Consider the following 25,544-nt stretch of genomic DNA (forward strand, 5'->3'; position numbering starts at 1 on the left):
TTTAAATTGAGTGTATAAACATGAAGGTATGGCTAACGTCATTAGCGCTGCTCACTGGATTAACTGCATGTTCGGAACAACCACAAAAACCGGTCGTAGATCCAGCCAAATATCAGGTTCAGACCGCACAGGAACTGCAGCAACGTTTTGATGCACTCAATGTCCAGTTAGCCCAAGACTTTCAGAAATTTAAGAAAGTCGAAAGCATTGCTTTCGCACACCAGTTTCCTTTAGATGTCAATAATCTGCAAAGCTTGAACCAGCATCTCGTTAGCAGTAACGCATTAAAACCTAGTAAAATCGCCTATTGCGATATGATGAATAGTTATTTTGCCGATATGTTCCGTTTGGGACATTACAATCTGGAACTGGTCGATGACATTAAATTGCCCAATGCCAAGAATGAAAATTTAAAAGCTAATTTCTCTGATGCTGATCATTTTTATACCTTTATTCTGGATCGTTATACGACTTATCGTCAGGTTCAGCAGACCATGGGTTATGGCTGTAATTTAAAAGCTGCGCTGTAAATCCTAAAGCCAGAAAAAAGCCCATCAAATTGATGGGCTTTTTTTGATTTTAATCATTAGCAACCGGTTAGTTTTTCAGGCTGCGGTTTCTCATCCGGGAAGAAGATTGGACGAAGTTTTACCCCAATGCCATTGCCGATAAAGGCAAACACCAGCCACAACCAGCCATGCAGACTACCAGAGGCAATCCCACTGAAATATGCGCCGATATTACACCCATAAGCTAAGCGTGCGCCGTAGCCCAGCATTATGCCACCTACAACAGCAGCAATCAGTGAACGTTTTGGAATATTGAAATTCGGCGCAAATTTACCTGCCAAACTTGCTGCCAACAAAGCACCCAGCATGATACCGAAGTTCATCATGGAGGTAATATCAAACCATAATGATTCTGCCAGTGCTTTAGCATTGCCTGCTTTTTGCCAATAATCCCAAGAAGCTACATCAACACCCACAAGCGTAGCACCTTTGGCACCCCAAACTGCCAGTGCAGAGGTCACGCCCCAAGGACGACCTGCCAGTGCCAAAGTGGCAAAGTTGAGTAAGGTCAGAATAATCCCGCCCCAAATCAGAGGCCATGGACCACGAACAAAGCGCTTCCAGCCCTGATATTCACTGCGTGGCTCAATTTCCAGGCTGCCATGACGTTTCTTTTCGAAATAAACTGTTGCTGCAGCAATGATGGCAAAAACGATAAAGCTCAACAGTAATCCAGGGAGAACGCCTAAACTTTCTACCAGTGAAATCGGTTCAAGATGTGGCAGGGCAAACCACCAGTCAAGGTGCGAGGTCGCAATCACAGACCCGATACAGAAGAACAAGAGCGTCACCAGCATACGTGCACTACCGCCACCTACGGTATACAGGGTACCTGATGCACAACCGCCACCGAGCTGCATACCGATACCGAAAATAAAGGCACCAATCATGACTGACATGGAAACAGGGTTAACATTGCCTTTGACTGGGTTGCCGAACAATTCACCTGCACCTAAAGCGGGGAAGAACAGTAAAACTGCCAGCGCCAGCATAATCATCTGCGCACGTAAACCACGGCCGCGACGTTCCTTGATAAAGACACGCCAGCTCGAAGTAAAACCAAATGAAGCATGGTACAGGGTCATGCCCAGTGCACCACCAACCAAAAATAATAGGGCCTGATTTAAGCCTACGATTTGATAGGCACCGATTGTACCTATGATAAGCAAAATAAAAGCTGCCCAGACCGAAATATTCGACCGTTGGGAAGCAGCAACAATGACTGACATGGGAGATTAAATTTTAAAAATAAAGGCTGGTATTCTACTGAATTTCAGTTTAAATGTAGCCCGTTTTGCCGATTGAATCACAATTAAGTCATTCTAATACTTGATAAGTTTTATCAGTTTATCTGATTTTATCCACTCACTTAGATAAAAAATTGATCCTATCAAGAAATAATGCAATTTCAATTTAGATCATTCGCTATTTAAAATCATCTCTGATAAAAAAAGCCTGCAATCGCAGGCTTTTAAACGTCAAACTGAATGCTAAAATCAGTTTTCAGCTTTTTCCCGAACTTCTCCAGCACCTTCTTCAACTGCCGCAGCTGTTGCTGCAGTTGCTTTGCGTGCTGCTTCAGCAGTGGCATCCGCTGCTCTAGATGTTGCTGCAGCTGCTTCATCTGCTGCCTGAGCAGTATTTTCTGCTGCATTATCCAGTGCCCGTTCAGTTTCTACGGCAGCTTCACGGCTTGCATCTTCCATATCATGACCAGCTTGATTGGCTGCATTTTCTAAATGCTCACCTGTGGTTGCGCCTGTTTCAGGTGCTTCGTCTTTACTACAGCCGACTAAGGCAACAGTGGTCGCCAAACCTAAAGCAATCAGTAATTTATTCATCGAGTCATATCCTTTTGTTGTTGTAGAGCTGCAATCTAATTTAGCAGCCATTTATTTAGATTTATGCTAGCAAATAGATCAATATTTGTTGATTAACTGTAACTTTTTTCAATACTTATACGATCTTGGTGCAGCCAGAAGATATTTAACAAGTTGTTTTAAGTTTCATGGAATAGGAGGGGATTTGTGGAGAGGGATATTTCCAAGGCATGATATAAAACAGCTTATAGCATGGACGATTAAGTGAAATGTTTGCAATCACGAGTCGAAGATCATTCCAATAATGATGAAAGGATAGGCATAAAAAAAAGCCTGTACGATACAGGCTTTTTTTAAACAAAACTTATAGACCAGCAGAGGCTTTAAGTGCTTCAACTTTGTCTGTTTTTTCCCAAGTAAAGGCAGTATCAGAACCTTCACGACCGAAGTGACCATAAGCAGCAGTTTGCTTATACATCGGCTGGATCAGGTCAAGCATACGGGTAATGCCATATGGACGTAAGTCGAAATGTTCACGAACCAGTGCAATAATCAATTCTTCAGAGACTTTTGCAGTATTGAAGGTATTGATTGAAATTGAAGTTGGCTCAGCAACACCAATTGCATAAGACACCTGAATTTCACACTTGTCAGCCAGGCCAGCAGCAACGATATTTTTCGCCACATAACGACCTGCGTACGCAGCAGAACGGTCAACTTTAGAGGGATCTTTACCAGAGAAAGCACCACCGCCGTGACGTGCCATACCGCCGTAGGTATCTACGATAATTTTACGGCCAGTTAAACCACAGTCACCTACAGGACCACCGATCACAAACATACCCGTTGGGTTGATATGGAATTTGGTGTCTGCATGGAACATGTCAGCAGGAATGATTTTTTTCACGATTTCTTCAATCACAGCTTCTTTCAGGTTCGCTTGAGTGATTTCAGAATCATGTTGAGTCGAAAGAACGACTGCATCTAAACGAACTGGTACGCCATTTTCATAAGCAAACGTTACCTGGCTTTTTGCATCTGGGCGTAACCATGGCAAGGTGCCATTACGGCGTAATTCAGCCTGCTTTTCCATCAAGCGATGCGCATATGAAATCGGCGCAGGCATTAATACATCAGTCTCGCGGCTGGCGTAACCGAACATTAAACCTTGGTCGCCGGCACCCTGATCTTCAGGTTTCTGGCGGTCGACACCTTGAGCAATTTCAGGTGACTGTTTACCAATCATGTTGATCACGGCACAGGTTGAACCATCAAAACCAAGATCAGAATGGTGATAACCAATTCCGTTTACGGTATGACGTACAATTGCCTCAAAATCAACATTTGCTGTCGTTGTGATTTCACCGGCAAGTACAACCGCACCTGTTTTTACAAGCGTTTCACAAGCAACCCGTGCATATGGGTCTTCTTTTAAGATTGCATCCAAAATAGCGTCACTGATTTGGTCAGCCATTTTATCTGGATGGCCTTCGCTTACAGATTCCGAAGTAAATACAGCGTACTCGCGCATAGTCCTATCACAGTTAATTTTAAAGACCCGATATGTTACATCGAGTTGCGCTCTAGGACTAGCTTAACACGACAAAATTGGTCGAAATTGTTTCAAATTATTGTGTTTTTAATTGATTAATAGAATTAAAAAAATTGATATGTCTATTTAGACAGCATTATTGATTGGGGAATATGAAGCAACAATATTTTAATCCGTCAGACTGTCAGAAAATTAAATGCTTAGATTTCCGATTAAATCTTAAAAAAATAGACGATAGAAAAAATACAAAGCTCAAAATTCAAAATTTACTTAAGCAAGTGATCATTACATCAATAAAGCAGATTCAGGCTGTGCGCCTTGCGACCAAATGTCTTGTTGATGTTCGGGTATATCTTCATATTAGCGCTAAGTCTTCCACATTAGCTGGTTAGGAATGGCGACATCTTTTGCTATGGACTTCTTGGAGCAAGACTGTAAGGAGATCAGAAATCATGTATCAAAAGGCATTTACCCTGATTGAAGTGCTGATCGTGCTCATCATTATCGCGATTTTAGTGACGATGGCTTTTATGAGTTATCAAGCTTATGTCGTGCGTAATCAATTGGCCGAAGTGTTTGAACAGGCTGGAGCATATCGAACCCAGTTTATTGCTTCGGATCAGCACTGTGATGCCGGACGCCAGATTGGTGGGCATGGTCAATATATCGAAAAAGTCATTATTAATGCCGCTTGCCGGATAGAGTTCAAGATACGAGAGCAGGGAGTCGATATGGCCATTCGCGGGAAATCAGTCGCTTTTGATGTTCATAGTGACAAATGTTATTCCACTGATATTCAGCAGCGCTATTTGCCTAAAGATTGTCAAGGGCAATAAGTCTGCCGAGGTTGGAAATTAGCCTAAGCAAATTAGATTTCACCTGTATATCAAACAATCCTGCCAATATTTTATAAAATTTAATACAAATTACATTATGAATAGATCAGAGAATTGTATGAATTTTCTTCAAAAATAATGGTGTGAGATATATGAAATAGAAACAAAATCAGCATAAATTCAATCCTGTTTATCAGCTTGAAATCTAGATACAGAAATTAAAGTCGCTTTTGAAATGCAGGATAATTCAATCTGTAAACCAGTAGAGCGAATCAAAGCCGAAGAAGAAATGTGGAATAATTGTACGATAAGGCAAGAGACACTCAATAAACTGATAAATATTGTTGGTTAGTCTTTACCCCTCGCTGTTTTTTTAAGACAATAGACAGCAGTTTTGAAAGTCTTTTCATCATTTCCTATTTCTGAATATTTTGGACTCTGATTTATGACAACCCCGCTTAATGAACGTCGTATTGCAAACGCAATTCGTGTATTGGCAATGGATGCTGTGCAAAAAGCAAACTCAGGACATCCAGGTGCTCCAATGGGGATGGCAGATATCGCTGATGTGGTTTGGCGTGAATTCATGAACCATAACCCGACCAACCCGAATTGGGCAAACCGTGACCGTTTTGTATTATCAAATGGCCATGGCTCTATGCTTCAATATGCGCTTCTTCATTTAACGGGCTACGATCTTTCGATTGAAGATCTTAAAGCATTCCGTCAACTTCATTCTAAAACACCTGGTCACCCGGAGTTGGGCTATGCACCAGGGATTGAAACGACGACTGGTCCTTTAGGTCAAGGCATCGCGAATGCTGTCGGTTTTGCACTGGCTGAAAAAACTCTAGCTGCGCAATTCAACAAAGACGACATCCAAGTTGTAGATCACTTCACTTATTGCTTCCTCGGCGATGGCTGTTTGATGGAAGGTGTTTCTCACGAAGCATGTTCTTTGGCGGGTACATTGGGTCTGGGCAAATTGATTGCTTACTATGACGACAATGGCATCTCGATTGATGGCGAAGTGGAAGGCTGGTTCTCTGACGATACAGAACAACGCTTCTTGGCGTACGGCTGGCAAGTGATTAAAGTTGATGGTCACGATGCAGATGCAATCCGTCAGGCAACTGTTGAGGCGAAAGCTGAAACTGCTAAACCAACCATCATTATCTGTAAAACCGTGATTGGTTTGGGTTCACCAAACAAGCAAGGTAAAGAAGACAGTCATGGTGCACCACTCGGTCATGACGAAATCGTCTTGACTCGTGAAGCACTAGGCTGGACTGATGAAGCATTTGTAATTCCTGAAGATGTTTATGCAGCTTGGGATGCGAAAGCCAAAGGTGCTGAATCAGAAGCAGCTTGGAACGAAACATTTGCTGCTTATGCTGCAAAATATCCAACTGAAGCAGCTGAGCTTAAACGTCGTTTATCTGGTGAATTACCGGCTGACTTCGTTGCAAAAGCGGATGCTTATATTGCAGAAGTGAATGCCAAAGCTGAAACGATCGCAACGCGTAAAGCGAGCCAAAATGCATTGCAAGCACTTGTTCCATTATTGCCAGAAGTTCTAGGTGGTTCTGCGGATCTTGCAGGTTCTAACCTGACCCTTTGGAAAGGCGCGCAAGGCGTACAGGACAATCCGGCAGGTAACTACGTACACTATGGCGTACGTGAATTCGGTATGACTGCAATCGCGAATGGTGTTGCACTGCATGGCGGGTTCATCCCTTATGTAGCAACATTCCTGATGTTTATGGAATATGCACGTAATGCCGTACGTATGTCAGCATTAATGAAACAGCGTGTAATCCACGTTTATACGCATGACTCAATTGGTCTGGGTGAAGATGGTCCAACGCACCAACCTGTTGAACAGATCGCATCACTTCGTGGTACACCAAACCTGAATACGTGGCGTCCATGTGACACTGTTGAAGCAGCAATTTCTTGGAAATCTGCATTAACGCGTGCCGAAGGTCCAACTGCATTGATCTTCTCTCGTCAGAACTTGCCATTCCAAAACCGTACTCAAGCTCAAATTGAGAGCGCTGCGAAAGGTGGTTATGTACTGGCTGAAGAAAAAGGTGAATTGAAAGCCATCATTATTGCTACTGGTTCTGAAGTATCTCTTGCAATGGAAGCTTATGCACAGCTTGAAGGCGTGCGCGTAGTGTCTATGCCATGTGCTGAAGAATTCATGAAGCAAGATGCAGCTTATCGTGAAGCGGTTCTTCCAACGAATATTCGTGCACGTGTTGCTGTTGAAGCTGCACATGTAGATTACTGGTGGAAATTTGTAGGTCTTGATGGTCGTGTCATTGGTATGACCACTTATGGTGAATCTGCACCTGCAAAAGATCTGTTCCAGTTCTTCGGGATTACCACTGAAGCAGTGGTTGCAGCTGTAAAAGAGATTACTGCATAATCAACTGATTAAGCAGTTTTTTAAAAGACGCTCCATTTTTGGGGCGTCTTTTATTTTTTCGCTTTTTAGCGTTGTTTTCATGTGGCAACTGTTAGAAAGTTCTCCCATAGTCGAAATGAAAGAGTGAGATGAACATGAGCTTGTATGAACAAATTAACGATGAAATTACTTTAATGGATGCAGGCGAACTCAAGTGGATCGGACAGGAATTACCTCTTGAAGCGATGGTTGCAGTTGATTTAATGCTGCAGAATTAGCCGAAGAAAATATCATTAAAGTGCGTCGTAAAAATCATGAAAAGACGACTGGCCTAAAACAGGTTGATCGTATTCTGGTTGAAAAACTTTAAACATAAAGCATGAAAAGTCCCTGATTGGGACTTTTTTATGCCGGATGATTTTCATCTGACAGGTTGCTTATGAACATCAGATGAGATAAAGCTAGGTTTAGGCCGCTATAAAAATCCAGCGACCACTATCGAAACGACTTAAATTAAAGAAATAAGCCAAAGAAGCGGTTAAACATGAATATACAGCCCCAGATCCAGATCCAGATCAAATCTCTAGAGCAAATATCACAGCCGGAATGGCTATTTTTATGGCAAGACTATCAACGCTTTTATCAGACGCAAATTTCGGATGAGGTGAGTGAAAATACCTGGGATAAATTAACCAATTATGAATTAGATTCAATATACGGTTTTGCGGCCTTGATTGATGGAAAGGTCGTTGGGATAGTGCATGTCATCGAACATAACAGTAGCTGGACAGTAAGACCTTATGCCTATTTGCAGGATCTATTTACCCATCCTGACTATCGGGGAAAGGGTGTGGCGCGTAAGTTGATTCAACATGTCTATCAGGTTGCACAGCAGCGTAATTGCGACCGGGTTTACTGGCTGACTCAGGAATCAAATCATCAGGCACAAGCGTTGTATAACAAAGTCGCCAAGAAAACTGGATTCATCCAGTACCGTATGGATTAAAGCTCAAAAATTAAAAAAAATAACTTACAATTTTATCGTTTCATCACTGCAACAAAACGTTTTATCTTTAGGGCTGTAAACGGTTCCAGATTCTATACACTTAATAACATCCAAAACGTGAGATAAAAACATGAATTTCAAAACATTAGCATTAGGCTTGGCGGTCGCATCTGTAGCAACAGTTTCTATGGCAAAACCAGTGGCCTATACGATTGACCCGACTCATTCAGCAACGGTGTTCTCTTGGAGCCACTTTGGTTTCTCTACACCATCTGCAAACTTCAGTGACATCCAGGGTACGATTAATGTTGATAATGCAAAACCTGCGAATTCTTCGGTCAATGTGAACATCCCGGTTGCAAGCATTAATACGAATGTGAAAGCGCTGGATGACCATATTAAGACAGCAGAATTTTTTGATGCTGCCAAATATCCGAATATCACTTTTAAAAGTACTAAAGTTCAGGCTTTAGGCAAAAACAAATACAAAATCACCGGTAACTTAACCGTAAAAGATGTCACTAAACCTGTGGTACTGGATGCAGTTTTAAATAAACAAGGCGTGCACCCAATGACAAAATTACAAACGATTGGTTTCAATGCAACCACTTCATTTAACCGTTCAGCCTTTGGGGTAGGCGGTTATGTTCCAAATGTGGGCGATAAAATTACAGTGAACATTACTACCGAGGCTTCTGTTCCTGCTCCGAAAAAATAAGCATGACAAATTAAAAAAGCACCCAACTGGGTGCTTTTTTATTACGGTTATTTAAGTTGCAAGTTTTCTAAATAATGCAGCAATACCGAACTGGCGGCCTGTTCAAGCGCGGGCGCATAGCTTTGATGATCCGCCCGTAAGGTGGGAATATTGATTTGGGCTTTGCGTAACTCACAGGTATGTCCAATCAGCCATTTCTCTAAACTTTCACTGGCCACTTCAGCATGGAATTGTAGTGCTAGAATATTCTGTCCTACCCGAAAGGCCTGATTTGGATAAAGATCAGAGCTGGCCAGTAATTCTACCTGTTCAGGTAGGTCAAAGGTATCACCATGCCAATGCAGGACGTCAATATCCTCCAGAGCTTTTAGTGGATTGTTTTCAATAGAAGCAAGACTGAGTTTAGACCAGCCAATTTCCTTCACATCTCCGGGATAGACTTTAGCATTCAATGCAACAGCAATTAACTGCGCACCTAAACAGATGCCTAACGTCGGTAAGTTCTTTTCCAGGCGAACTTTAAGTAAGTCTATTTCTTGTTGTAAGAAAGGATAATCCTCAGTTTCATAGACTGCAATCGGGCCACCGAGAATAACGGTTAATCCGGGATGTTCAAAAGCTTTGGTGAGATCATCAATACCGGCTTCAAAATAACGCACACGTAAGCCGAGCTGATAAAAAATATCTTCCCAAGCACCTAAGTCTTCGAAAGCCAGATGTTGAATGGCATACACGGTATCGGGGAGGTGAGCTAAGTTCAGCATAGTTTTTTGATATCAAGAGAATGATTTAATTTAACGTGAATCAAAAGCAAAATAAAAGGCTTTATGCCTCACATCACATACATTATAGAAAATAATGAATATCGCTTCGCTATCGGCAACTGTATAAACATTTTTGTGTGATTGCTACATGAAGCGGGTCATTTTCCTTTTATATAGGAAAGAGAGTAGAGTAAGGCTGCCGTACTGAATAAAAACAACAAGCCTATCAGGATCAAGGATATGCAAAATATAAGTTTATATGTCGATAAAAACAGAATCAGCCCTTATGCCATGTCGGTCTATGTTGCCTTAAAAGAAAAGGGTTTAGATTTTCAGGAAATAGTGGTCGATTTAGATCAGCAGCAACAGAAATCTGCGGCTTATCAAGCCATTTGTCCAAGTGCTAAAGTTCCGTATTTAATAGTAGATAACTTTAGCCTGTTTGAATCATGGGCGATCACTGAATACTTGGAAGATGCCTTTCCGGCTCCAAGTTATCCGGCCTTATATCCTAAGGAAGTTCAGGCCAGAGCCAAATGTCGCGCCATACAAGCTTTGGTCAAAACCGATTTTATGCAAATCCGCCAGCAGATGCCTTCCGATTCGGTATTTCACCCAGCAAAAATATCTACACCTCTTACAGCTCCGATCACTGAAGAAATTCAGCGCTTGGTGAATGTGGCAGAATATATGCTGGAGGACATATGGTTGACTGAACACTGGTCCATTGCAGACTTTGATCTGGCCTTTATGTTGCATCGTTTGCTGAGCCATCAGGTGAAACTTCCTGTGAAAATAATAGAATATGTCGAGCGTAATTTTAAGTGTGCTTCGGTACAAGCCTGGCTTGCAGAACATGAAAAAGCTAAAACTTTAATCTAATGCCGACTGATAAAACAGTTCATAAAAAAACCTACTTAAATAGATAAAATTCAAGCGTAATATGAATCAGAATAAAACTTGAAAGATACAGAGGATATAATCCTCATTGAATAAGAAGGAAGGAGTGGCCGGTGGGGAATTCACATCATCATGAACATAGTCATGTCACTGTGACTGCAAAAAATGCCAAAAAATTATCAATAGCGTTGGCATTAACCACGACTTTTTTAATTGTGGAAGTGATTGCCGGTTTTCTGACTCAAAGTTTGGCCCTACTTTCTGATGCTGCGCATATGTTTACCGATGCTGCTGCACTGGCTATCGCATTAGTGGCCATTAAAATTGGGCAAAAACCGGCAGACAATAAACGGACATTTGGTTATCAGCGCTTTGAGATTTTGGCTGCTCTGTTTAACGCCTTAATGCTGTTTGTGGTTGCGATTTATATTTTGTTTGAAGCTTATCAGCGTTTGAGTTATCCGCCAGAAATCCAGAGCTTGGGCATGATGATCGTGGCCACCTTGGGGCTGTTCATTAACCTGATTTCCATGAAAATTCTGGTGTCTAGCAGTCAAGAAAGTCTCAATGTCAAAGGCGCTTATCTGGAAGTGCTCAGTGATGCACTGGGATCAGTCGGGGTGATCATTGGGGCGCTGGTAATTTATTTGACTGGCTGGATGTGGATGGATACGCTGATTGCGGTATTGATCGGATTTTGGGTATTGCCAAGAACCTGGATTTTGCTGAAACAGAGCATCAATATTCTGCTTGAGGGTGTGCCGGATGAAATTGATATTGAAAAATTACGCCACGATCTTTTGGCGCTCGAAGGGGTTCAGGACATTCATCAGCTCAAGGTTTGGGCAATTACTTCCAAAAAAGTCATGCTGACTGTGCATCTGGTTGCGCCGAATGTGGATTATCAGAAACTGCGGCATCAGACCTTTGAGATGCTTCACCATGAGCATCATATTACCGAGATGACTTTGCAGATTGAAGCGGAAGACTGCCCACCAGAACATCGGGGACAATCCTCACATCTGCATTCACATGTCGAAACCCATCAGCATTGAAGTGGAATAATATAAGAATCGGGAAAATTGATTATTTTTTTAAAAGTGAGCGAATCACATCCAAATAACTTGGCGGAGCATCGACATACTCACGCTCCCTTAACATCTGGTGCATTCTCGCCAGCTTTTGATGCGGAACAGAGGCCATCAAATGATGTTCAATATGATAGTTCACATGAATCGGGGCAACCAGAGCACGTGCCAACCAACCTGCACGAGTGGTTCGGGTATTACTAAGGGCAGAATGACTGGTTTCTAATCCGGCATGCTCAGCCATGGCTCGGATGCGGATGAACAAAGGAAATGGAGTGATATAGGCGAGAGGCCATAATAAATACAGTTTGGGATGCCCACTGGCCCAAAGAGCAGAAAAAATTGCTGCATTTGAGATGAGCATACCGGAACTGTTCTTAAATAGATTCTTTGCTAACTCTAAATTGCTGCGATCACCACGCGGAATTGGCTTGGGGTCATTGGAAACACTCCATTCCAGTAATTCAAGATCCATCAATATCCGACCAGCGAGAAATTTAAGCCCAGATTGCCCATTCAGGTCACGGAAGAATTTCCTGAATAGTGAGCTTTGAGTAATAGGGAAATTCTTCACCAACCCCAAGTCAGGATCATCAGGCTGCGAGGTTTTAGCATGATGTTTCAAATGGTAAGGACGATACTTGCTGACATCATTCCAGATCGGGCGTGCACAGAGCCAGTCGGTCAAATGAGTGTTCAACCATTTGGTTTTGAACAGGCTATGGTGTGAAGCATCATGCATCAAAATAGCCATCGCAAGCTGGCGTCCAGCAAGAATAGCCAATGCCAATGCACATATCAGGATTTTTCCCCACGTAGGTAAATATTCCCAGCTATAGGCTACCGTGCCAAAGGTCATGACAATTACAGTCCAGGTTGAACCTACTGCCCAGGCACCGTGCAAGTTTGAGGTCGTGGTGAGTTCTTTAATTTCATCACGACTAAAAAGTTCTGTGACACTGACCTTGCTGTTCATTCTTCTGCCTATATTTAGTTCTTATTGCTTTATTCAATATATTTGGATGAAATATTACAGTCAATTTATTTTTGTGTATAAAAAAGAAATAAATTAGACCCCTTGGTCTTTAAAATAGTGTTGCCATAAAAGTTGACCCTGTTTTTCTATTTTGCGGACTGCGAGCTCAAATTGTTGTCGGGCATCGGTGTCTATCCATTCTGCAGGAAGCAAAGGATCAGCACGTAAACTAAACAGGGCAGATTTACCTAGATAAAAGGCACTTTTTGCAGCCTCTGCTAAAGTCAGATTTTGGTAATTTTCAAACCAGTCGTTAATATCATGCTGTACTGCATGATAGGTCTGATGTAGCGCTTCGATATCCCATAAATCACGAATTTCGGTTTCACTTTCCAGTTGACTGACTTGGAAAAAACGTGCGTCAGGATCTAATCCAAACTGGATTACAGCTGTTTTTAATGGACTTAGGTTTAGCGTTAAATTATCGGGACGAATAAAAACATTTTGCTCTAGTTCCTGAAAACCATAATAACGCAGCGCTTTTTCTCTTTTATATAAGGCGGTACGGTCTACACGTCCCAAAGTGCCGGTATAGACCAATACATATTTTCCGTTCCATGTGGTCGCCGTTTGCATATCAGGGTGTTTGTTTAAGCTGATAAAAGAAGTATCAAATTTTTTCTCTAGCAATTGATACACGCCGCGCTCTATAGCTTGAATGACATTTTCCTGATTTAATCGAGCCACAGCGACACGGATACCATTGTCAGATATACCCAATAATTCAGCAGCAGCTAATATGCGCTTAATAGACAGGGTTGAGTTTTTAGAGGCATATAAAAGATCTAGAATTAGATGACGAGCATTTAATTTATAAGTCATGAAACGATATCGTTATGAAAGGGATTGAAAGTTTTAAAGTTTATTCACAATAGCACTTTGTCATGAATAAACCAAAAAATTGTCAGGGTAAAAAAGGATGAATAAGTGATTTGAGATATGCATTTTATTAATAAATTTTTTTCAAACACAATAAAAAAACCCTTATCTTTCGATAAGGGTTTTTCGAATTCTGGAGCGGGAAAGGAGACTCGAACTCCCGACCCCAACCTTGGCAAGGTTATGCTCTACCAACTGAGCTATTCCCGCAATGAGGTGAATTATAGAGAATTCTACAGCAGTGTCAACTCTCTATAAATCTGTTTGATTAATTAATCAGCACGACGCCAAACAGTACCTTGACGGGTATCCTCAAGAACAACACCCTGATCAAGTAAAGATTGGCGAATCTCATCCGCACGTGCGAATTCTTTGGCTTTCTTGGCATCCTGACGCTGTTGAATCAAATCTTCAATTTGTTCAGGTGACAATCCTAGAGCTTCTTGACCAATGTCAGATTTGAGGAACTCATCTACATTTTGCTGTACCAGACCGAGAATATTGGTCAGGTGACGTAAAGTTGCGTAGTAGATCGCTGCCTGTTCCGCATTTTCTTCTTTCACGGCACGATTCAGCTCTTTATTGATTTCGAACAATACCGCAATCGCTTCAGGCGTATTGAAATCATCACGCATAGCGGCATTAAAACGCTCAACTAAGGCCTCATCCAGAGTTTCAACTAGATGATCACCATAAATCGCCTGATAGGTTTTAAATGAGTGGTAGAAACGAGATAAGGTATTTTTCGCTTCTTTTAAGGCAACATCCGAATAGTTCACCGGGCTACGATAATGGGAAGAGACAATAAAGTAACGCACCACTTCCGGATGGAATTTTTCAATCACGTCGCGAATGGTGAAGAAATTGCCTAAAGACTTCGACATTTTCTCGCCATCGACATTAATAAATCCGGCATGCATCCAGTAATTAACATACTGTTCGCCAGTAGATGCTTCAGATTGTGCAATTTCATTTTCATGGTGCGGGAAGGTCAGATCAGCACCGCCGCCATGAATATCGAAATGATTGCCTAGGCAGCAGGTCGACATTGCTGAACATTCAATATGCCAGCCTGGACGGCCATTGCCCCAAGGTGATGCCCATGACGGTTCATTTTCCTTGGCATGTTTCCAGAGGACAAAGTCAAACGGGTGTTTCTTTTCAACTTCGACGTCGACACGTTCAGACGCACCCGCTTGCATATCTTCCAGTTTACGGCCAGAAAGGCGACCGTATTTGGCGAATTTTTCGACCTCAAAGTAGACATCACCATTATTGGAAGGATAAGCCGTACCTTTGTTGACCAGGTTGCCGATCATATCTTGCATTTGATCGATGTAATCTGTCGCTTTAGGTGCAACATCAGGTGCAAGGCAGCCCAGTTTGGCAAAGTCTTCATTCATCGCATCAATAAAGCGACCTGTTAATTCTGAGATACTTTCGCCATTTTCATTGGCACGTTTAATAATTTTGTCGTCAATATCCGTAATATTGCGCACATATTTGACCTTCCAGCCTTGGCTACGCAGGAAACGGATAATATAGTCAAATGCAACCACTGTACGTGCATGTCCAATATGACAGTAGTCATAAACCGTCATACCACAGACATACAGATCAATTTGACCTTCAACACGAGGTACGAATTCTACTTTTTTGCGTTGCTCTGAGTTATATAGAACAAATGGTTGCATAGCTGTTCAAAAGACTTCAAATAAAAGGATGAATCATCTTAACCTAAGCATAATTATTCATAAAGATAAAAGCGCAAAAAGCCTCAGTTATTTAGGATAGTTAGGCAACGAGAGTGATTTAGAAAGAAGAGGTTCAGGAAGTGAAATAGCGATATTGAGCTTACATTTTCAGAGGTAGTGTTTGCCAGTATGATTAAATTATATTTGAATGAGTCTGGTCTGATTTGAACCAAAACTATTTTGGATAGCGTAAGCGCGTTCCCCTAAAAAATAAAAACAAGCGCCTTTTACAGCGTCAAAAATGAAGCGAATGTAGAGGTGGAGATACCAGATTGTGCAAGTTAAATACAATCTGAATATATTAAAAATCCGTCGAATCTTCTACATTTAGAAAGCTTACAATTGCATAGCTATGCTAAAATTGCGAAAATTATGCCCATCAAACCAGAGTTTTTCTCTGTCCTTAGCGTAGGTAAACAGGCTTTGAATTCACAGAAAACAGCGAATCAACTAGATTTCCAGAAAGTCGCACTTGAAACACTGCGCATCGAAGAAAATGCACTACAGATTTTAGCAACACAGATTGATAACCGGTTTAGCCGGGCATGTGAAATTATTTTACAGTGTACTGGCCGTCTGGTGATTACCGGAATGGGCAAGTCAGGTCATATTGGCCGTAAAATGGCGGCGACCTTTGCTTCGACCGGAACTCCCTCATTCTTTATGCATCCAGGTGAAGCCGGTCATGGCGACTTGGGTATGTTAGTGGCTGGTGATGTGCTGATTGCGATTTCAAACTCGGGCAAGAGTGATGAAATCATGATGTTGATGCCACTCATCAAACATCTGGAAATTCCGCTGATTACCATCAGTGGTGATGATCGTGGTCCAATGCCACAAAATGCTGATGTAGCTTTGACGTTGGGTAATATCCAAGAAGCCTGTCCACTGGGTTTAGCGCCGACATCGTCAACGACGGCAACATTGGCTTTGGGTGATGCTTTGGCGGTGGCTTTACTGGACGCTCGCGGCTTTACCTCAGATGATTTTGCACGCTCACATCCTGCAGGTGCGCTGGGTAAGCGTCTGTTATTGCACGTGAAGCATCTGATGCGTACTGGCGCAGATTTACCTAAAGTCTCGCCAGATACCGCCATGAATAAAGTATTGTACGAAATTTCCAACAAGCGCTTGGGCTTAACCACAGTCGTCGATGAAAATGATGTGTTGCTGGGGATTTTTACCGATGGTGACTTGCGTCGCTTGATTGATAAGCAGCAAGGTTTTGATGTCAATCTGGCTATTCAGGACGTGATGACCAAAAATCCGTTGACCATTTCTCAGGAAGCACGTGCAGTGGTCGCACTGGAACGTATGAATGAACATAAAATTAATCAATTTGTAGTTGTTGATGATGCCAATAAAGTCATTGGCGTGATTAGTATGCATGACCTGATTCAGGCTGGGGTAAATTAATAAATGGCATCTTATGTATTATTAGAGCAGGCACGTCATATTGCAGCACTGGTGCTTGATGTAGATGGTATTTTAAGTGATGGCTTTGTAACGCTGACCAATACTGGCGATGAGATCAAATCCTTTGATATTCGTGATGGTCTGGGCATGAAACTGGTTCAACAAGCAGGAATCAAGGTGATTATTATCACCGGACGTAAAAGCAATATCGTAGAAAAGCGTATGTCGGATCTGGGTGTTGATCTGGTCTATCAGGGCCGTGAAGACAAAGGTACAGCACTTCGTGAAGCCTGTGCGCAGCTCAATATTGATCCTGAAGATTGCCTGTACATGGGCGATGATTGGCCTGATCTGTCTGCTTTTGCCATTGCGGGCATGAAAGTGACCGTGCCTAATGGTCATGTCGAAGTTCGCCGCCGTGCCGATCTGGTGACTCAGGCGCAGGGTGGACGTGGTGCGGTGCGTGAAATCTGCGATATGCTGTTAATGTCCAAAGGCATGTACCAAGAGTTACTTGAAAAATATACTCGTGCGCCTTATTAATAAGTCATATCTTTTGGATTAAGTACACCGCTTATGGATACTAAAGTTTTATATATTACGGCCGTGATTATTGCCGCAATAAGTGGTGGTTATTACTATTACAGCGGCAAGGGCAACAAGCTGCAGGCAGACTCTGCGCGCAGCATGACCTATTCCGCTCAAAATATTAACTTAACCCAGACGGATGAAGCAGGCCAGGTGTCGGTTCGTGCCCAAGTGGACCGACTTGAGCAGAATCTGCAGCTAGAAACCTCAAAGCTGGAAAATCTGCAAGCATCGACTTATGACAATGGTAAAGTCGATGCGACTTTCTTTGCCAAAATGGCGCATGGTTATGATGACAATACAAAAGTTGTACTCTCTCAAGAAGTGCTCGCCACCAAAATCATGCAAAATGGGAAAATGCAGTTTCGTACTGAAGAACTGACTGCTTTTCCGAAAACACGTGAAATTGAAACAGACAAGACAGTGATTGTGGAATCTCCACAGGCTGAATTTGTCAGCCAGGGTCTTAAAGCCAATCTTAATGATGGTCAATACGAATTCTTTAATATTCGAGGAAAGTATGAACCAAACTCCTAAAGCCAAAATGATGCACACTTTCCTGAAGCGTATGACGCTGGCGACTGTGGTTGGACTCGGTTCAATCGCTGCTTTTGCACTGCCATCTGACCGTAACCAGCCAATTACCTTGCTGGCTGACCGGGCGACTTTCAATGAGCGGACGGGTGTGACGACGTATTCGGGCAATGTCATCATTGAACAGGGCACCATGAAGCTGCAAGCCAATTCGATTGTGGCCAATCTGAACAATAAGCGCCAGATCAGCCTGATTACGGCTACTGGCAGCCCGGCACAGTTCCAGCAAAAAGTGGATCCGGCCAAAGGTCTTGCCAAAGGTCAGGCGCAGAAAATTGTCTATAATGCTGAAACCGGGATTATTACCTTGTCAGGTAATGCCTTCCTGCAACAGGACGGTGCCAGTATTCGTGGTGCAACTTTAAAATACAGCATGAACAAAGGCGATATCGAAGCCACCGGAACACCAAACAAAACCGGTTCATCGTCTGGCCGTGTACAAATCGTGATTCCACCCTCTAGTTCAACATCCTTCCCGGGAGCGCGTGATTAATGGAGCAATCGCAGCAGGTTCAAACCCTCACCATTAAACATCTGGCGAAAAACTATAATAAACGCTGGGTAGTAAAAGATGTGTCATTCAGCATGGAAAGTGGCCAGATTGTTGGGTTGCTCGGACCAAATGGTGCCGGTAAAACTACCAGTTTCTATATGGTAGTCGGTCTGGTGCGGATGGATAAGGGGGAAATTTATCTGGATGATCTGGATCTTTCCGACCTTGCAATGCATGAACGGGCACGTAAGGGAATTGGTTATTTGCCGCAGGAAGCTTCGATTTTTCGAAAACTCACGATTTCAGAAAATATTATGGCAATTCTGGAAACCCGTAAAGATATGACCAAGGCACAGCGTCAGCAACGTCTGGCGGAGTTACTGGCAGACTTTAAAATCACTCATATCAAAGATTCTTTAGGTATGAGTGTATCCGGTGGTGAGCGACGTCGTGCCGAGATTGCACGTGCACTTGCGGCGGACCCAAAATTTATGCTACTCGATGAGCCTTTTGCCGGTGTCGATCCGATTTCGGTTGGAGATATTAAGGATATTATTACGACCTTGAAAGATCGCGGGATTGGGGTACTGATTACCGATCATAACGTACGTGAAACGCTGGCGATTTGTGAGCATGCTTATATTGTTAGTGAAGGTGCATTGCTTGCTGAAGGTACACCAGAAGAAATCCTGGCGAATGAGACCGTAAGAAAAGTTTATCTGGGTGATGATTTCACTGTTTAAATAATCCTGCTTTATATAAAAACCCTGCATCAGACGCCAGTTGTCGGATGCAGGGTTTTTTTTGATCAAATCAAAGTGAAAAAGATTTCTTTTAAAGTGATTTGACCTATTGTTATGCTAAAACAAGAAAACATTACATAATTATGCGATTTAGAGCAGAACACTTTTAAAGAAATCAGGGGAAAACAGAATGAAAAAGAAGGAGATTAATTCTTCTTTTGCCTTTATCTGTGTCTTTGGGGCATGCAGAAAGCTCACCCCATTATTTTGCCAATCTCAAAAATGGTTTGGGTCAACTGATTGCACCCAAACCACACGATCCGCGCATACCATTGATATCACGTCGCTGGGTCATTATGCATTAGATACATCAAAAGAAGCTGAGCTGCCACAGATTACTCGTTCACAGTCAGGACAGCCAACTTTAAATCCTACGATCACAGCTGGTATTCCACAAAAAATGAATCTGGTGGGAGCCGTACACCGCGCAGTGCAGCGACGTCCTGAAATCACCCAGAGTATTTCGACATTATCTGCGCAGGCAGCGAATATTGATGTAGCGAGAGCGGGTTATTATCCGCAGGTGTCCGGTGGTATCGGGACAGGGGATCTCACTTCCGGTGAACGTGGACGACAAATCGTTTCTTTGAATGCCACCCAGATGCTGTATGACTTTGGCAAAATTAAAACCAATATCAGTGTGGAAGAAGCCCGCTTGGCAGAAGAACAGGCAAGAGTGCTGGTTAGTTTGGATCAGATTGCATTTGAAGTAGCAGATGCAATAGTGAATATCAAACGTTATCAGCAAATCACCCAGATTGCCCAACAGCAGATTCAGGGCATTGGACGGATTGCAGAAATTGCCAATTTGCGTGCCCGCGCCGGAATCAGCAGTCAGGCCGACCCGATTCAGGCCCAGTCCAATCTGGAAGCAGCGCAATCGAATCTGATTGTACAGCAGACCCAGCTCAGACAATATCAACAACGCTTGCGTACCTTGCTAGGATTTGATGTATCCACTGTTGAATGGGATATTCCTGATCGTATTGTGGCACAGGCCGATCTTTATCAGGATCCGGAATTTACCCAGATTCCGAACATGATTCTGGCCCATGCCAGGGTCAATGTTGCCCGTTTGCAAAAAGATCAGGCGCGGCTAAGCCCTTATCCGACCATTAGTGTTAAAGGTAGTCTAAGTCAGGCGATGAATGGACGGAATCCAAATAATAATGAAGATGATGGCTTTTATAATTCAGTCATGATTGAAGCCAGCAGTAATTTGTATCAGGGTGGTGCAACGCGTTCACAGACCCGTGCCGCAAGCTATGCCGAAGAAGCTGCACGCGCACAGGTCAATACGGTCTATCTGGATGTGCAGGATCAGGTGCGCTTGATCCGCGAGCAGATTGAAAATAAACAAAAACAAATGGGGGGTTTATCCCAGCGCCGCGCAACCACGGTACGCACCAAAGAGCTGTATCAAGAACAATATAAATTGGGTACCCGAACCGTAGTGGATTTGCTGAATGCAGAGCAAGTCATTCATAGTACCGCGCAGGAAATTGAATCGGCACGCTATGACATTTACTCGGCGATCGTACAGTACATTCAGGTCACGGGCCGTACACGGGATATTTACGCGCTTAACAGCATTTCTATTCAGGGGTTTGAAGTTCAGCCATGAGTACTACAATAATAAATTATCAACCTTGGCTTCAGGCAGTTTTAAATATTGCCCGGCATTACCGGATCGAGCCTTCTGAGGAGCGGATACGCCTGCAACTGGACTGGAACCAGCATCATGACATCGATGACATGCTCAAGATAGTCAGTCGTCAGATGGGTTTAAATGTCCGTAAAAATAAATTTGAGCGCAGCCTGCTGAATCCATGGTGTTTACCTTTACTGGTTGAATTCGATAGTGGTGATGTGGGGGTGATTGAACGCATCGACACACAGGGCAATGTCAGCATCCAGCTCAGTGGTGATGAAGGTTTATCTCAAAGTTTCACGATTGAACAGTTAGAGGTTGGCATAAAGCATCTTTATGTGCTGCGTCCTGAATCTTCAGTTCCAGATGCGCGGGTGGATGAATATATCAAACCCTTTGAGAAAAACTGGTTCTGGTCGATTGTCCTGAATGACTGGAAGCGCTATATCGATGTGATGTTTGCGTCTTTAATTGCCAATATTCTGGCACTGGCCACGATAGTTTTCTCGATGAATGTCTATGACCGTGTCATTCCATCGCAATCTATTCCGACGTTATGGGTGTTGGCCGGTGGCGTGCTGATCGCTGCGATTTTTGAATTTGTATTACGTGTCTCGCGGATCTATCTGTCAGACATCATTGGTAAACGCGCGGATTTAAAAATTTCTGACCGGGTTTTTGGTCATTCATTACGTATCAAAAACAGTGAACATTCCAAATCGACAGGAACTTTCATTTCACAAATTCGCGAGCTGGAAGGCGTTCGCGAACTGGTGACTTCAACCACAGTTACGGCCATTGCCGATCTGCCATTTTTCTTCCTGTTCTTAGGGATATTCTGGGTCATTGGGGGAAATCTGTTCTGGGTCATGTTACTCGTTGTTCCTTTAATGATTCTCCCGGGAATTCTGGCGCAGAAAAAACTGGCACAACTGGCCCAGTTGGGGATGCGCGAATCTGCCATCCGCAATGCTTTGCTGGTAGAAGCTGTACAAGGAATTGAAGACATCAAGCTGTTAAGAGCTGAAACGCGTTTCCAGAATCAGTGGAATCATATGAATGAAGTGTCAGCTGATGTCAGCATGCAGCAACGTAAAATTGTCGGCTTGATGACTGCCTGGACCCAAAAAATTCAGGGACTGACCTTCGCGATTGTGGTTTTAGTCGGGGCTTTTGCGGTCATGGAGGGTGATATGACTACGGGTGCATTGGTGGCCTGTTCGATTCTCTCTTCACGCATGCTGGCACCAATTTCACAAATTACGGGTGTACTGGGGCGCTTGCAACAGGCTAAAGTCGCGAAATCCGGTCTAGATGAACTCATGAAAAAACCAGTGGATCAGCCGGATTATTCGCACCTGATTCATCGTCCGGCACTGGATGGTCATTATGAGCTCAACGGTGTGGTGTTCAAATATGGCGATGATGATCCGAAACCGAGTTTGATGATTCCAAAGCTGGAGATCAAGCCGGGGGAGAAAATTGCGATTCTTGGCCGTAATGGTGCAGGAAAGTCGGCCTTGTTGCAGCTCTTGTCTGGGATGCAGACACCGTTACAGGGCAAGGTCAAGCTGGATGGGATTGATCTGACCCTGATTGATCCGTCAGATGTGCGGCGTGATATGAGTTTGCTAAATCAGAACTCGCAGTTATCTTATGGTTCAATTCGTGAAAACCTGACTTTGGGTGCACCTTTGGCCACCGATCAGCAAATTCTGGAAGCCTTACAAATTACCGGTGTACTGGGATTTGTACAGGAGAAAAAAAAAGGGCTGGATCATATCATTTTAGAGGGTGGTGTCGGCTTTTCTGGTGGACAGCGCCAAGCCTTGTTATTGGCGCGGTTGTTGATTCGTCAACCAAAGATTTTGCTACTGGATGAACCGACCGCTGCTATTGATGATGTGTCAGAAAAACAGTTGATTGATCATCTTAAAGGCTATTTAACCCATCGTACGATGATCGTTGCGACTCATCGCCGTGCGGTATTGGAACTGGTGGACCGTATTCTGGTGGTCAATGATGGCAAGATTGTGATGGATGGACCACGGGATCAGATCCTGAATCAATCGCAAGGTGGTAAGAAGCGGGTTGTGGGAGCAAGTGCATGAGTGAACTACAGCAACTAAAACGTTCCAGCAAGGTCAGCTTTCAGGAACCGCCCTTACCGAAATCAAGTGTCATCATCTGGATTATCGGCATTGGCCTATTGGTATTGCTGAGCTGGGCCTGGTTATTCAAATTGGAAGAAGTATCTACCGGTACCGGGAAAATAATTCCATCATCCAAAGAGTAGGTGATTCAGTCTCTGGACGGCGGTATTCTCACCACACTCAACGTCAAAGAAGGTGAAATTGTCGAGCGTGGGCAAGTATTGGCCCAGCTTGATCCGACCCGCTTTGAATCCAACGTCGGTGAATCAGAATCCTTGCTGGTGTCATCACGTGCCACTTCAGCCCGTTTACGTGCGGAAGTCACCGGCGCACCGTTGGTCTTTCCTGAAGAAGTGTTGAAATACCCCAAATTGGTTAAAGAAGAAACGGCCCTGTATCAGTCGCGTCGAGCCAATTTGCAAGAATCTGTTGCAGGCCTGGAACAGGCTTTGTTACTGGTGCAGCAAGAACTGGAAATGACCGCTCCCTTGGTCGCCAAAGGGGCAGCCAGTGAGGTTGAAGTGTTGCGTCTAAAACGTGAAGCCAATGACCTGCGTAATCAGATGAATGATATCCGTAATCAATATTATGTGAATGCGCGGCAAGAGCTGTCCAAAGCCAATACCGATGTGGAAACTCAGCAACAGGTGGTGCGTGGCAAGTCGGATACTTTGAGCCGAACTGTTTTTAAATCACCGGTTCGCGGTGTCGTCAAAGAGATTGATGTGATGACGCTGGGCGGCGTGATTCCACAAAATGGCAAGTTGATGACCATCGTGCCACTAGATGAAAAATTACTGGTTGAAGCACGAATTTCGCCGCGTGATATTGCCTTTATTCGCCCTAATCAAGAAGCGATGGTCAAAATTAGTGCCTATGATTATTCAATTTATGGCGGGCTAAACGGTAAAGTGACCATGATTTCACCGGATACCTTGCGTGATGAAGTCAAGCAGGATCAATTTTATTATCGGGTGTATATCCGTACCGACAGCGACAAGCTAAGCAATAATGCCGGGCAGGAGTTCAATATTACTCCAAGGATGGTGGCCACCGTGGATATTCGTATTGGTTCAAAAACCGTGATGGATTATCTGATCAAGCCATTTAATAAAGCCAAAGAAGCCTTGCGTGAACGGTAATATTTGCCAAGCAATTGAGTAAAACAATCGATCAAAATCAGGCCTCTCCGTGGAGAGGCTTTTTATTTGTCTGTGCAAAGCGGGTATACTGCAGCAGTGAGAGTTTAAAGCCTGAAGTTATGCCATTTACCATTGCCAGCCTGGTCAGTTTTGAGGAAGATATCAAAAAAAGCCGCTTTCAGGCCTTTGCCACACCTGTTGAAAATGAGCAGGATGTCAAAGATTTTCTGGAGGCCTATCGCGATCCAAGTACCACCCATCAATGCTGGGCCTGGAAAATTGGCCATCAGGTACGCTTTAATGATGATGGGGAACCCTCAGGCACGGCGGGACGCCCGATTTTGGCGACCATTGAAGGTAATGAGCTGACCAATGTGCTGGTACTGGTGAATCGCTGGTATGGCGGGGTCAAGCTGGGAACAGGTGGCTTGGTGCGTGCCTATGGCGGTTGTGCTGGACAATGTTTGTTGTTGGCAGAAAAAAATGAACTGATTGAAAAGAAAAAGGTGCAATTTTCCTGTCAATTCAATGAATGGGCCATCTTTCAATATGAGTTGAATCAGCAACAGATTGACTATCAGGAAGAATATACAGCTGAAGGAGTACAGGTCAGTGCCTTATTTCAGTTACATCAAATTCAACCTTTTGCCTTAAAAATTCAAGATGTGACCCGCGGCCGGGAACAGCTCAAAATCATAGAAGAAGCGACAGATGACTGACGTAGATCCATTACTGAAATATCGTGAGCAGCATAAACATCGCCTGAACTATATGCCTTGGCTGTACTGGTCCTTAAAGCCAAAAAATTGCGGTTGGGCAGAAGCATGGCAAAAGGAATATCAGGCTTATCTGATGGAGATGGAAACCATCGAGATTGGTGAAAACTGTTTTATTTCACCACTGGCACATATCTTCGCCGAGCCGGGGCGCAAAATCATCATCGGTGATAATACCTTTATTGCCGCAGATTGCACCTTGCATGGTCCACTCGACATTGGGAATGAAGTGGCGATTAATCATCACTGTATTCTGGATGGCGGTCGGGTGGGGATTAAACTGCATGATCAGGTGCGTATCGCCGCTTATTGTCATCTTTATGCCTTTGATCACGGCATGGATCTGGAGCAGCCGATTTATCAGCAGCCAGTACGTTCGCAAGGCATCGAGATTGGACGGGATGTATGGCTGGGTGCACATGTGGGTATCAAGGATGGAATTAAGATCGCAGATCAGGCCGTGGTGGGAATGAACAGTATGGTGACCAAGGATGTTGAGGAACGCGCGATTGTCGTCGGTAATCCGGCCCAATTCATTCGCTATCGTGAATAAGCTTTTGGAAGTCAATTGCTTGATACAACAGCCTGACTCA

22 protein-coding genes, 1 tRNA gene and 3 pseudogenes are annotated in these 25,544 nt (G+C 43.5%); 18 read left to right on the forward strand and 8 right to left on the reverse strand.

Annotated features, from left to right (window positions below; translation table 11 throughout):
* The first annotated feature begins 20 nt into the window (after window positions 1-20).
* The gene (locus G4D73_RS00950; RefSeq protein ID WP_213687159.1) at window positions 21-530 is read left to right on the forward strand and encodes a hypothetical protein; all 510 of its coding nucleotides are present in this window, start codon (window positions 21-23) and stop codon (window positions 528-530) included.
* A 56-nt stretch (window positions 531-586) separates the two neighbouring features.
* On the opposite strand, the gene G4D73_RS00955 is transcribed toward G4D73_RS00950, so the two are convergent.
* The 3 genes from G4D73_RS00955 to metK all read right to left on the reverse strand — a co-directional run bounded on the left by G4D73_RS00955 (window position 587) and on the right by metK (window position 3,920).
* Window positions 587-1,798 carry a YeeE/YedE family protein gene (locus G4D73_RS00955; protein WP_005107247.1) on the reverse strand — a complete coding sequence of 404 codons (1,212 nt, stop codon included), beginning with the start codon at window positions 1,796-1,798 and terminating at the stop codon, window positions 587-589.
* 267 nt (window positions 1,799-2,065) lie between these two features.
* Window positions 2,066-2,410, reverse strand: coding sequence for a hypothetical protein (locus G4D73_RS00960; RefSeq protein ID WP_213687160.1), 345 nt, complete (start codon window positions 2,408-2,410; stop codon window positions 2,066-2,068).
* Between the two features lie 343 nt (window positions 2,411-2,753).
* A complete protein-coding gene (gene metK / locus G4D73_RS00965) occupies window positions 2,754-3,920 on the reverse strand; it encodes a methionine adenosyltransferase (RefSeq protein WP_004279972.1) in 1,167 nt (388 codons plus the stop codon).
* A 473-nt stretch (window positions 3,921-4,393) separates the two neighbouring features.
* Here metK and G4D73_RS00970 point away from each other — a divergent pair, with 473 nt between their 5' ends.
* The 5 genes and pseudogenes from G4D73_RS00970 to G4D73_RS00990 all read left to right on the forward strand — a co-directional run bounded on the left by G4D73_RS00970 (window position 4,394) and on the right by G4D73_RS00990 (window position 8,914).
* On the forward strand, window positions 4,394-4,777 hold the full coding sequence (locus G4D73_RS00970) for a prepilin-type N-terminal cleavage/methylation domain-containing protein (protein ID WP_044109680.1): 384 nt from the start codon (window positions 4,394-4,396) through the stop codon (window positions 4,775-4,777).
* Between the two features lie 445 nt (window positions 4,778-5,222).
* A complete protein-coding gene (gene tkt, locus G4D73_RS00975) occupies window positions 5,223-7,211 on the forward strand; it encodes a transketolase (protein WP_071851214.1) in 1,989 nt (662 codons plus the stop codon).
* 134 nt (window positions 7,212-7,345) lie between these two features.
* A pseudogene (locus tag G4D73_RS00980) lies at window positions 7,346-7,560 on the forward strand (hypothetical protein).
* A gap of 174 nt (window positions 7,561-7,734) precedes the next feature.
* The gene (locus tag G4D73_RS00985) at window positions 7,735-8,196 is read left to right on the forward strand and encodes a GNAT family N-acetyltransferase (protein WP_213687161.1); all 462 of its coding nucleotides are present in this window, start codon (window positions 7,735-7,737) and stop codon (window positions 8,194-8,196) included.
* Between the two features lie 130 nt (window positions 8,197-8,326).
* Window positions 8,327-8,914: a YceI family protein gene (locus tag G4D73_RS00990; RefSeq protein WP_004646669.1), complete on the forward strand. Its 588-nt coding sequence runs from the start codon at window positions 8,327-8,329 to the stop codon at window positions 8,912-8,914.
* Between the two features lie 47 nt (window positions 8,915-8,961).
* Here the strand turns inward: G4D73_RS00990 and G4D73_RS00995 are convergent, their stop codons facing one another.
* Complete coding sequence (locus G4D73_RS00995; protein ID WP_213687162.1) at window positions 8,962-9,678, reverse strand: glutamine amidotransferase; 717 nt, start codon at window positions 9,676-9,678, stop codon at window positions 8,962-8,964.
* A 240-nt stretch (window positions 9,679-9,918) separates the two neighbouring features.
* On the opposite strand from G4D73_RS00995, the gene yfcF reads away from it, so the two are divergent.
* Window positions 9,919-10,560: a glutathione transferase gene (yfcF, locus tag G4D73_RS01000; protein ID WP_044110250.1), complete on the forward strand. Its 642-nt coding sequence runs from the start codon at window positions 9,919-9,921 to the stop codon at window positions 10,558-10,560.
* A 131-nt stretch (window positions 10,561-10,691) separates the two neighbouring features.
* Window positions 10,692-11,633 (forward strand): cation diffusion facilitator family transporter, encoded by a 942-nt coding sequence (locus G4D73_RS01005; protein ID WP_213687163.1) that lies wholly within the window; start codon window positions 10,692-10,694, stop codon window positions 11,631-11,633.
* A 31-nt stretch (window positions 11,634-11,664) separates the two neighbouring features.
* Here G4D73_RS01005 and G4D73_RS01010 read toward each other — a convergent pair whose 3' ends face one another.
* The 4 genes from G4D73_RS01010 to cysS all read right to left on the reverse strand — a co-directional run bounded on the left by G4D73_RS01010 (window position 11,665) and on the right by cysS (window position 15,275).
* Window positions 11,665-12,642 (reverse strand): fatty acid desaturase family protein, encoded by a 978-nt coding sequence (locus G4D73_RS01010; protein WP_213687164.1) that lies wholly within the window; start codon window positions 12,640-12,642, stop codon window positions 11,665-11,667.
* Window positions 12,643-12,735: 93 nt separating this feature from the next.
* Window positions 12,736-13,524 carry a hypothetical protein gene (locus G4D73_RS01015; RefSeq protein WP_213687165.1) on the reverse strand — a complete coding sequence of 263 codons (789 nt, stop codon included), beginning with the start codon at window positions 13,522-13,524 and terminating at the stop codon, window positions 12,736-12,738.
* A gap of 191 nt (window positions 13,525-13,715) precedes the next feature.
* A tRNA-Gly gene (locus G4D73_RS01020) sits at window positions 13,716-13,791 on the reverse strand.
* Window positions 13,792-13,853: 62 nt separating this feature from the next.
* Window positions 13,854-15,275, reverse strand: coding sequence for a cysteine--tRNA ligase (cysS, locus tag G4D73_RS01025; RefSeq protein WP_114540783.1), 1,422 nt, complete (start codon window positions 15,273-15,275; stop codon window positions 13,854-13,856).
* 432 nt (window positions 15,276-15,707) lie between these two features.
* Between cysS and G4D73_RS01030 the strand changes: the two genes are divergently transcribed.
* The 10 genes and pseudogenes from G4D73_RS01030 (at window position 15,708) to G4D73_RS01075 (ending at window position 25,504) form a co-directional block, all read left to right on the forward strand.
* Window positions 15,708-16,751 carry a KpsF/GutQ family sugar-phosphate isomerase gene (locus G4D73_RS01030; protein ID WP_228305177.1) on the forward strand — a complete coding sequence of 348 codons (1,044 nt, stop codon included), beginning with the start codon at window positions 15,708-15,710 and terminating at the stop codon, window positions 16,749-16,751.
* 3 nt (window positions 16,752-16,754) lie between these two features.
* Window positions 16,755-17,294 (forward strand): KdsC family phosphatase, encoded by a 540-nt coding sequence (locus G4D73_RS01035; RefSeq protein WP_004279958.1) that lies wholly within the window; start codon window positions 16,755-16,757, stop codon window positions 17,292-17,294.
* Window positions 17,295-17,327: 33 nt separating this feature from the next.
* Window positions 17,328-17,876, forward strand: coding sequence for an LPS export ABC transporter periplasmic protein LptC (gene lptC, locus G4D73_RS01040; protein ID WP_213687166.1), 549 nt, complete (start codon window positions 17,328-17,330; stop codon window positions 17,874-17,876).
* The gene (gene lptA, locus G4D73_RS01045; protein ID WP_004646679.1) at window positions 17,860-18,426 is read left to right on the forward strand and encodes a lipopolysaccharide transport periplasmic protein LptA; all 567 of its coding nucleotides are present in this window, start codon (window positions 17,860-17,862) and stop codon (window positions 18,424-18,426) included. Before lptC ends, lptA begins: the two co-directional genes overlap by 17 nt.
* Window positions 18,426-19,169: an LPS export ABC transporter ATP-binding protein gene (lptB, locus tag G4D73_RS01050; protein WP_005104345.1), complete on the forward strand. Its 744-nt coding sequence runs from the start codon at window positions 18,426-18,428 to the stop codon at window positions 19,167-19,169. Before lptA ends, lptB begins: the two co-directional genes overlap by 1 nt.
* Before the next feature lie 218 nt (window positions 19,170-19,387).
* Window positions 19,388-20,853: pseudogene (locus G4D73_RS01055) on the forward strand (TolC family outer membrane protein).
* Window positions 20,850-22,991, forward strand: a complete 2,142-nt coding sequence (locus G4D73_RS01060; RefSeq protein ID WP_213687168.1) for a type I secretion system permease/ATPase — start codon at window positions 20,850-20,852, stop codon at window positions 22,989-22,991. Before G4D73_RS01055 ends, G4D73_RS01060 begins: the two are co-directional and overlap by 4 nt.
* Window positions 22,988-24,175, forward strand: a pseudogene (locus tag G4D73_RS01065) (HlyD family efflux transporter periplasmic adaptor subunit). Before G4D73_RS01060 ends, G4D73_RS01065 begins: the two are co-directional and overlap by 4 nt.
* A 119-nt stretch (window positions 24,176-24,294) precedes the next feature.
* Window positions 24,295-24,894, forward strand: a complete 600-nt coding sequence (locus G4D73_RS01070; RefSeq protein WP_213687169.1) for an IMPACT family protein — start codon at window positions 24,295-24,297, stop codon at window positions 24,892-24,894.
* The gene (locus G4D73_RS01075; RefSeq protein WP_213687170.1) at window positions 24,887-25,504 is read left to right on the forward strand and encodes an acyltransferase; all 618 of its coding nucleotides are present in this window, start codon (window positions 24,887-24,889) and stop codon (window positions 25,502-25,504) included. Before G4D73_RS01070 ends, G4D73_RS01075 begins: the two co-directional genes overlap by 8 nt.
* The last annotated feature ends 40 nt before the right edge of the window (window positions 25,505-25,544 follow it).

The organism is Acinetobacter sp. WY4 (genome assembly GCF_018438165.1).
Taxonomy (GTDB): Bacteria; Pseudomonadota; Gammaproteobacteria; order Pseudomonadales; family Moraxellaceae; genus Acinetobacter.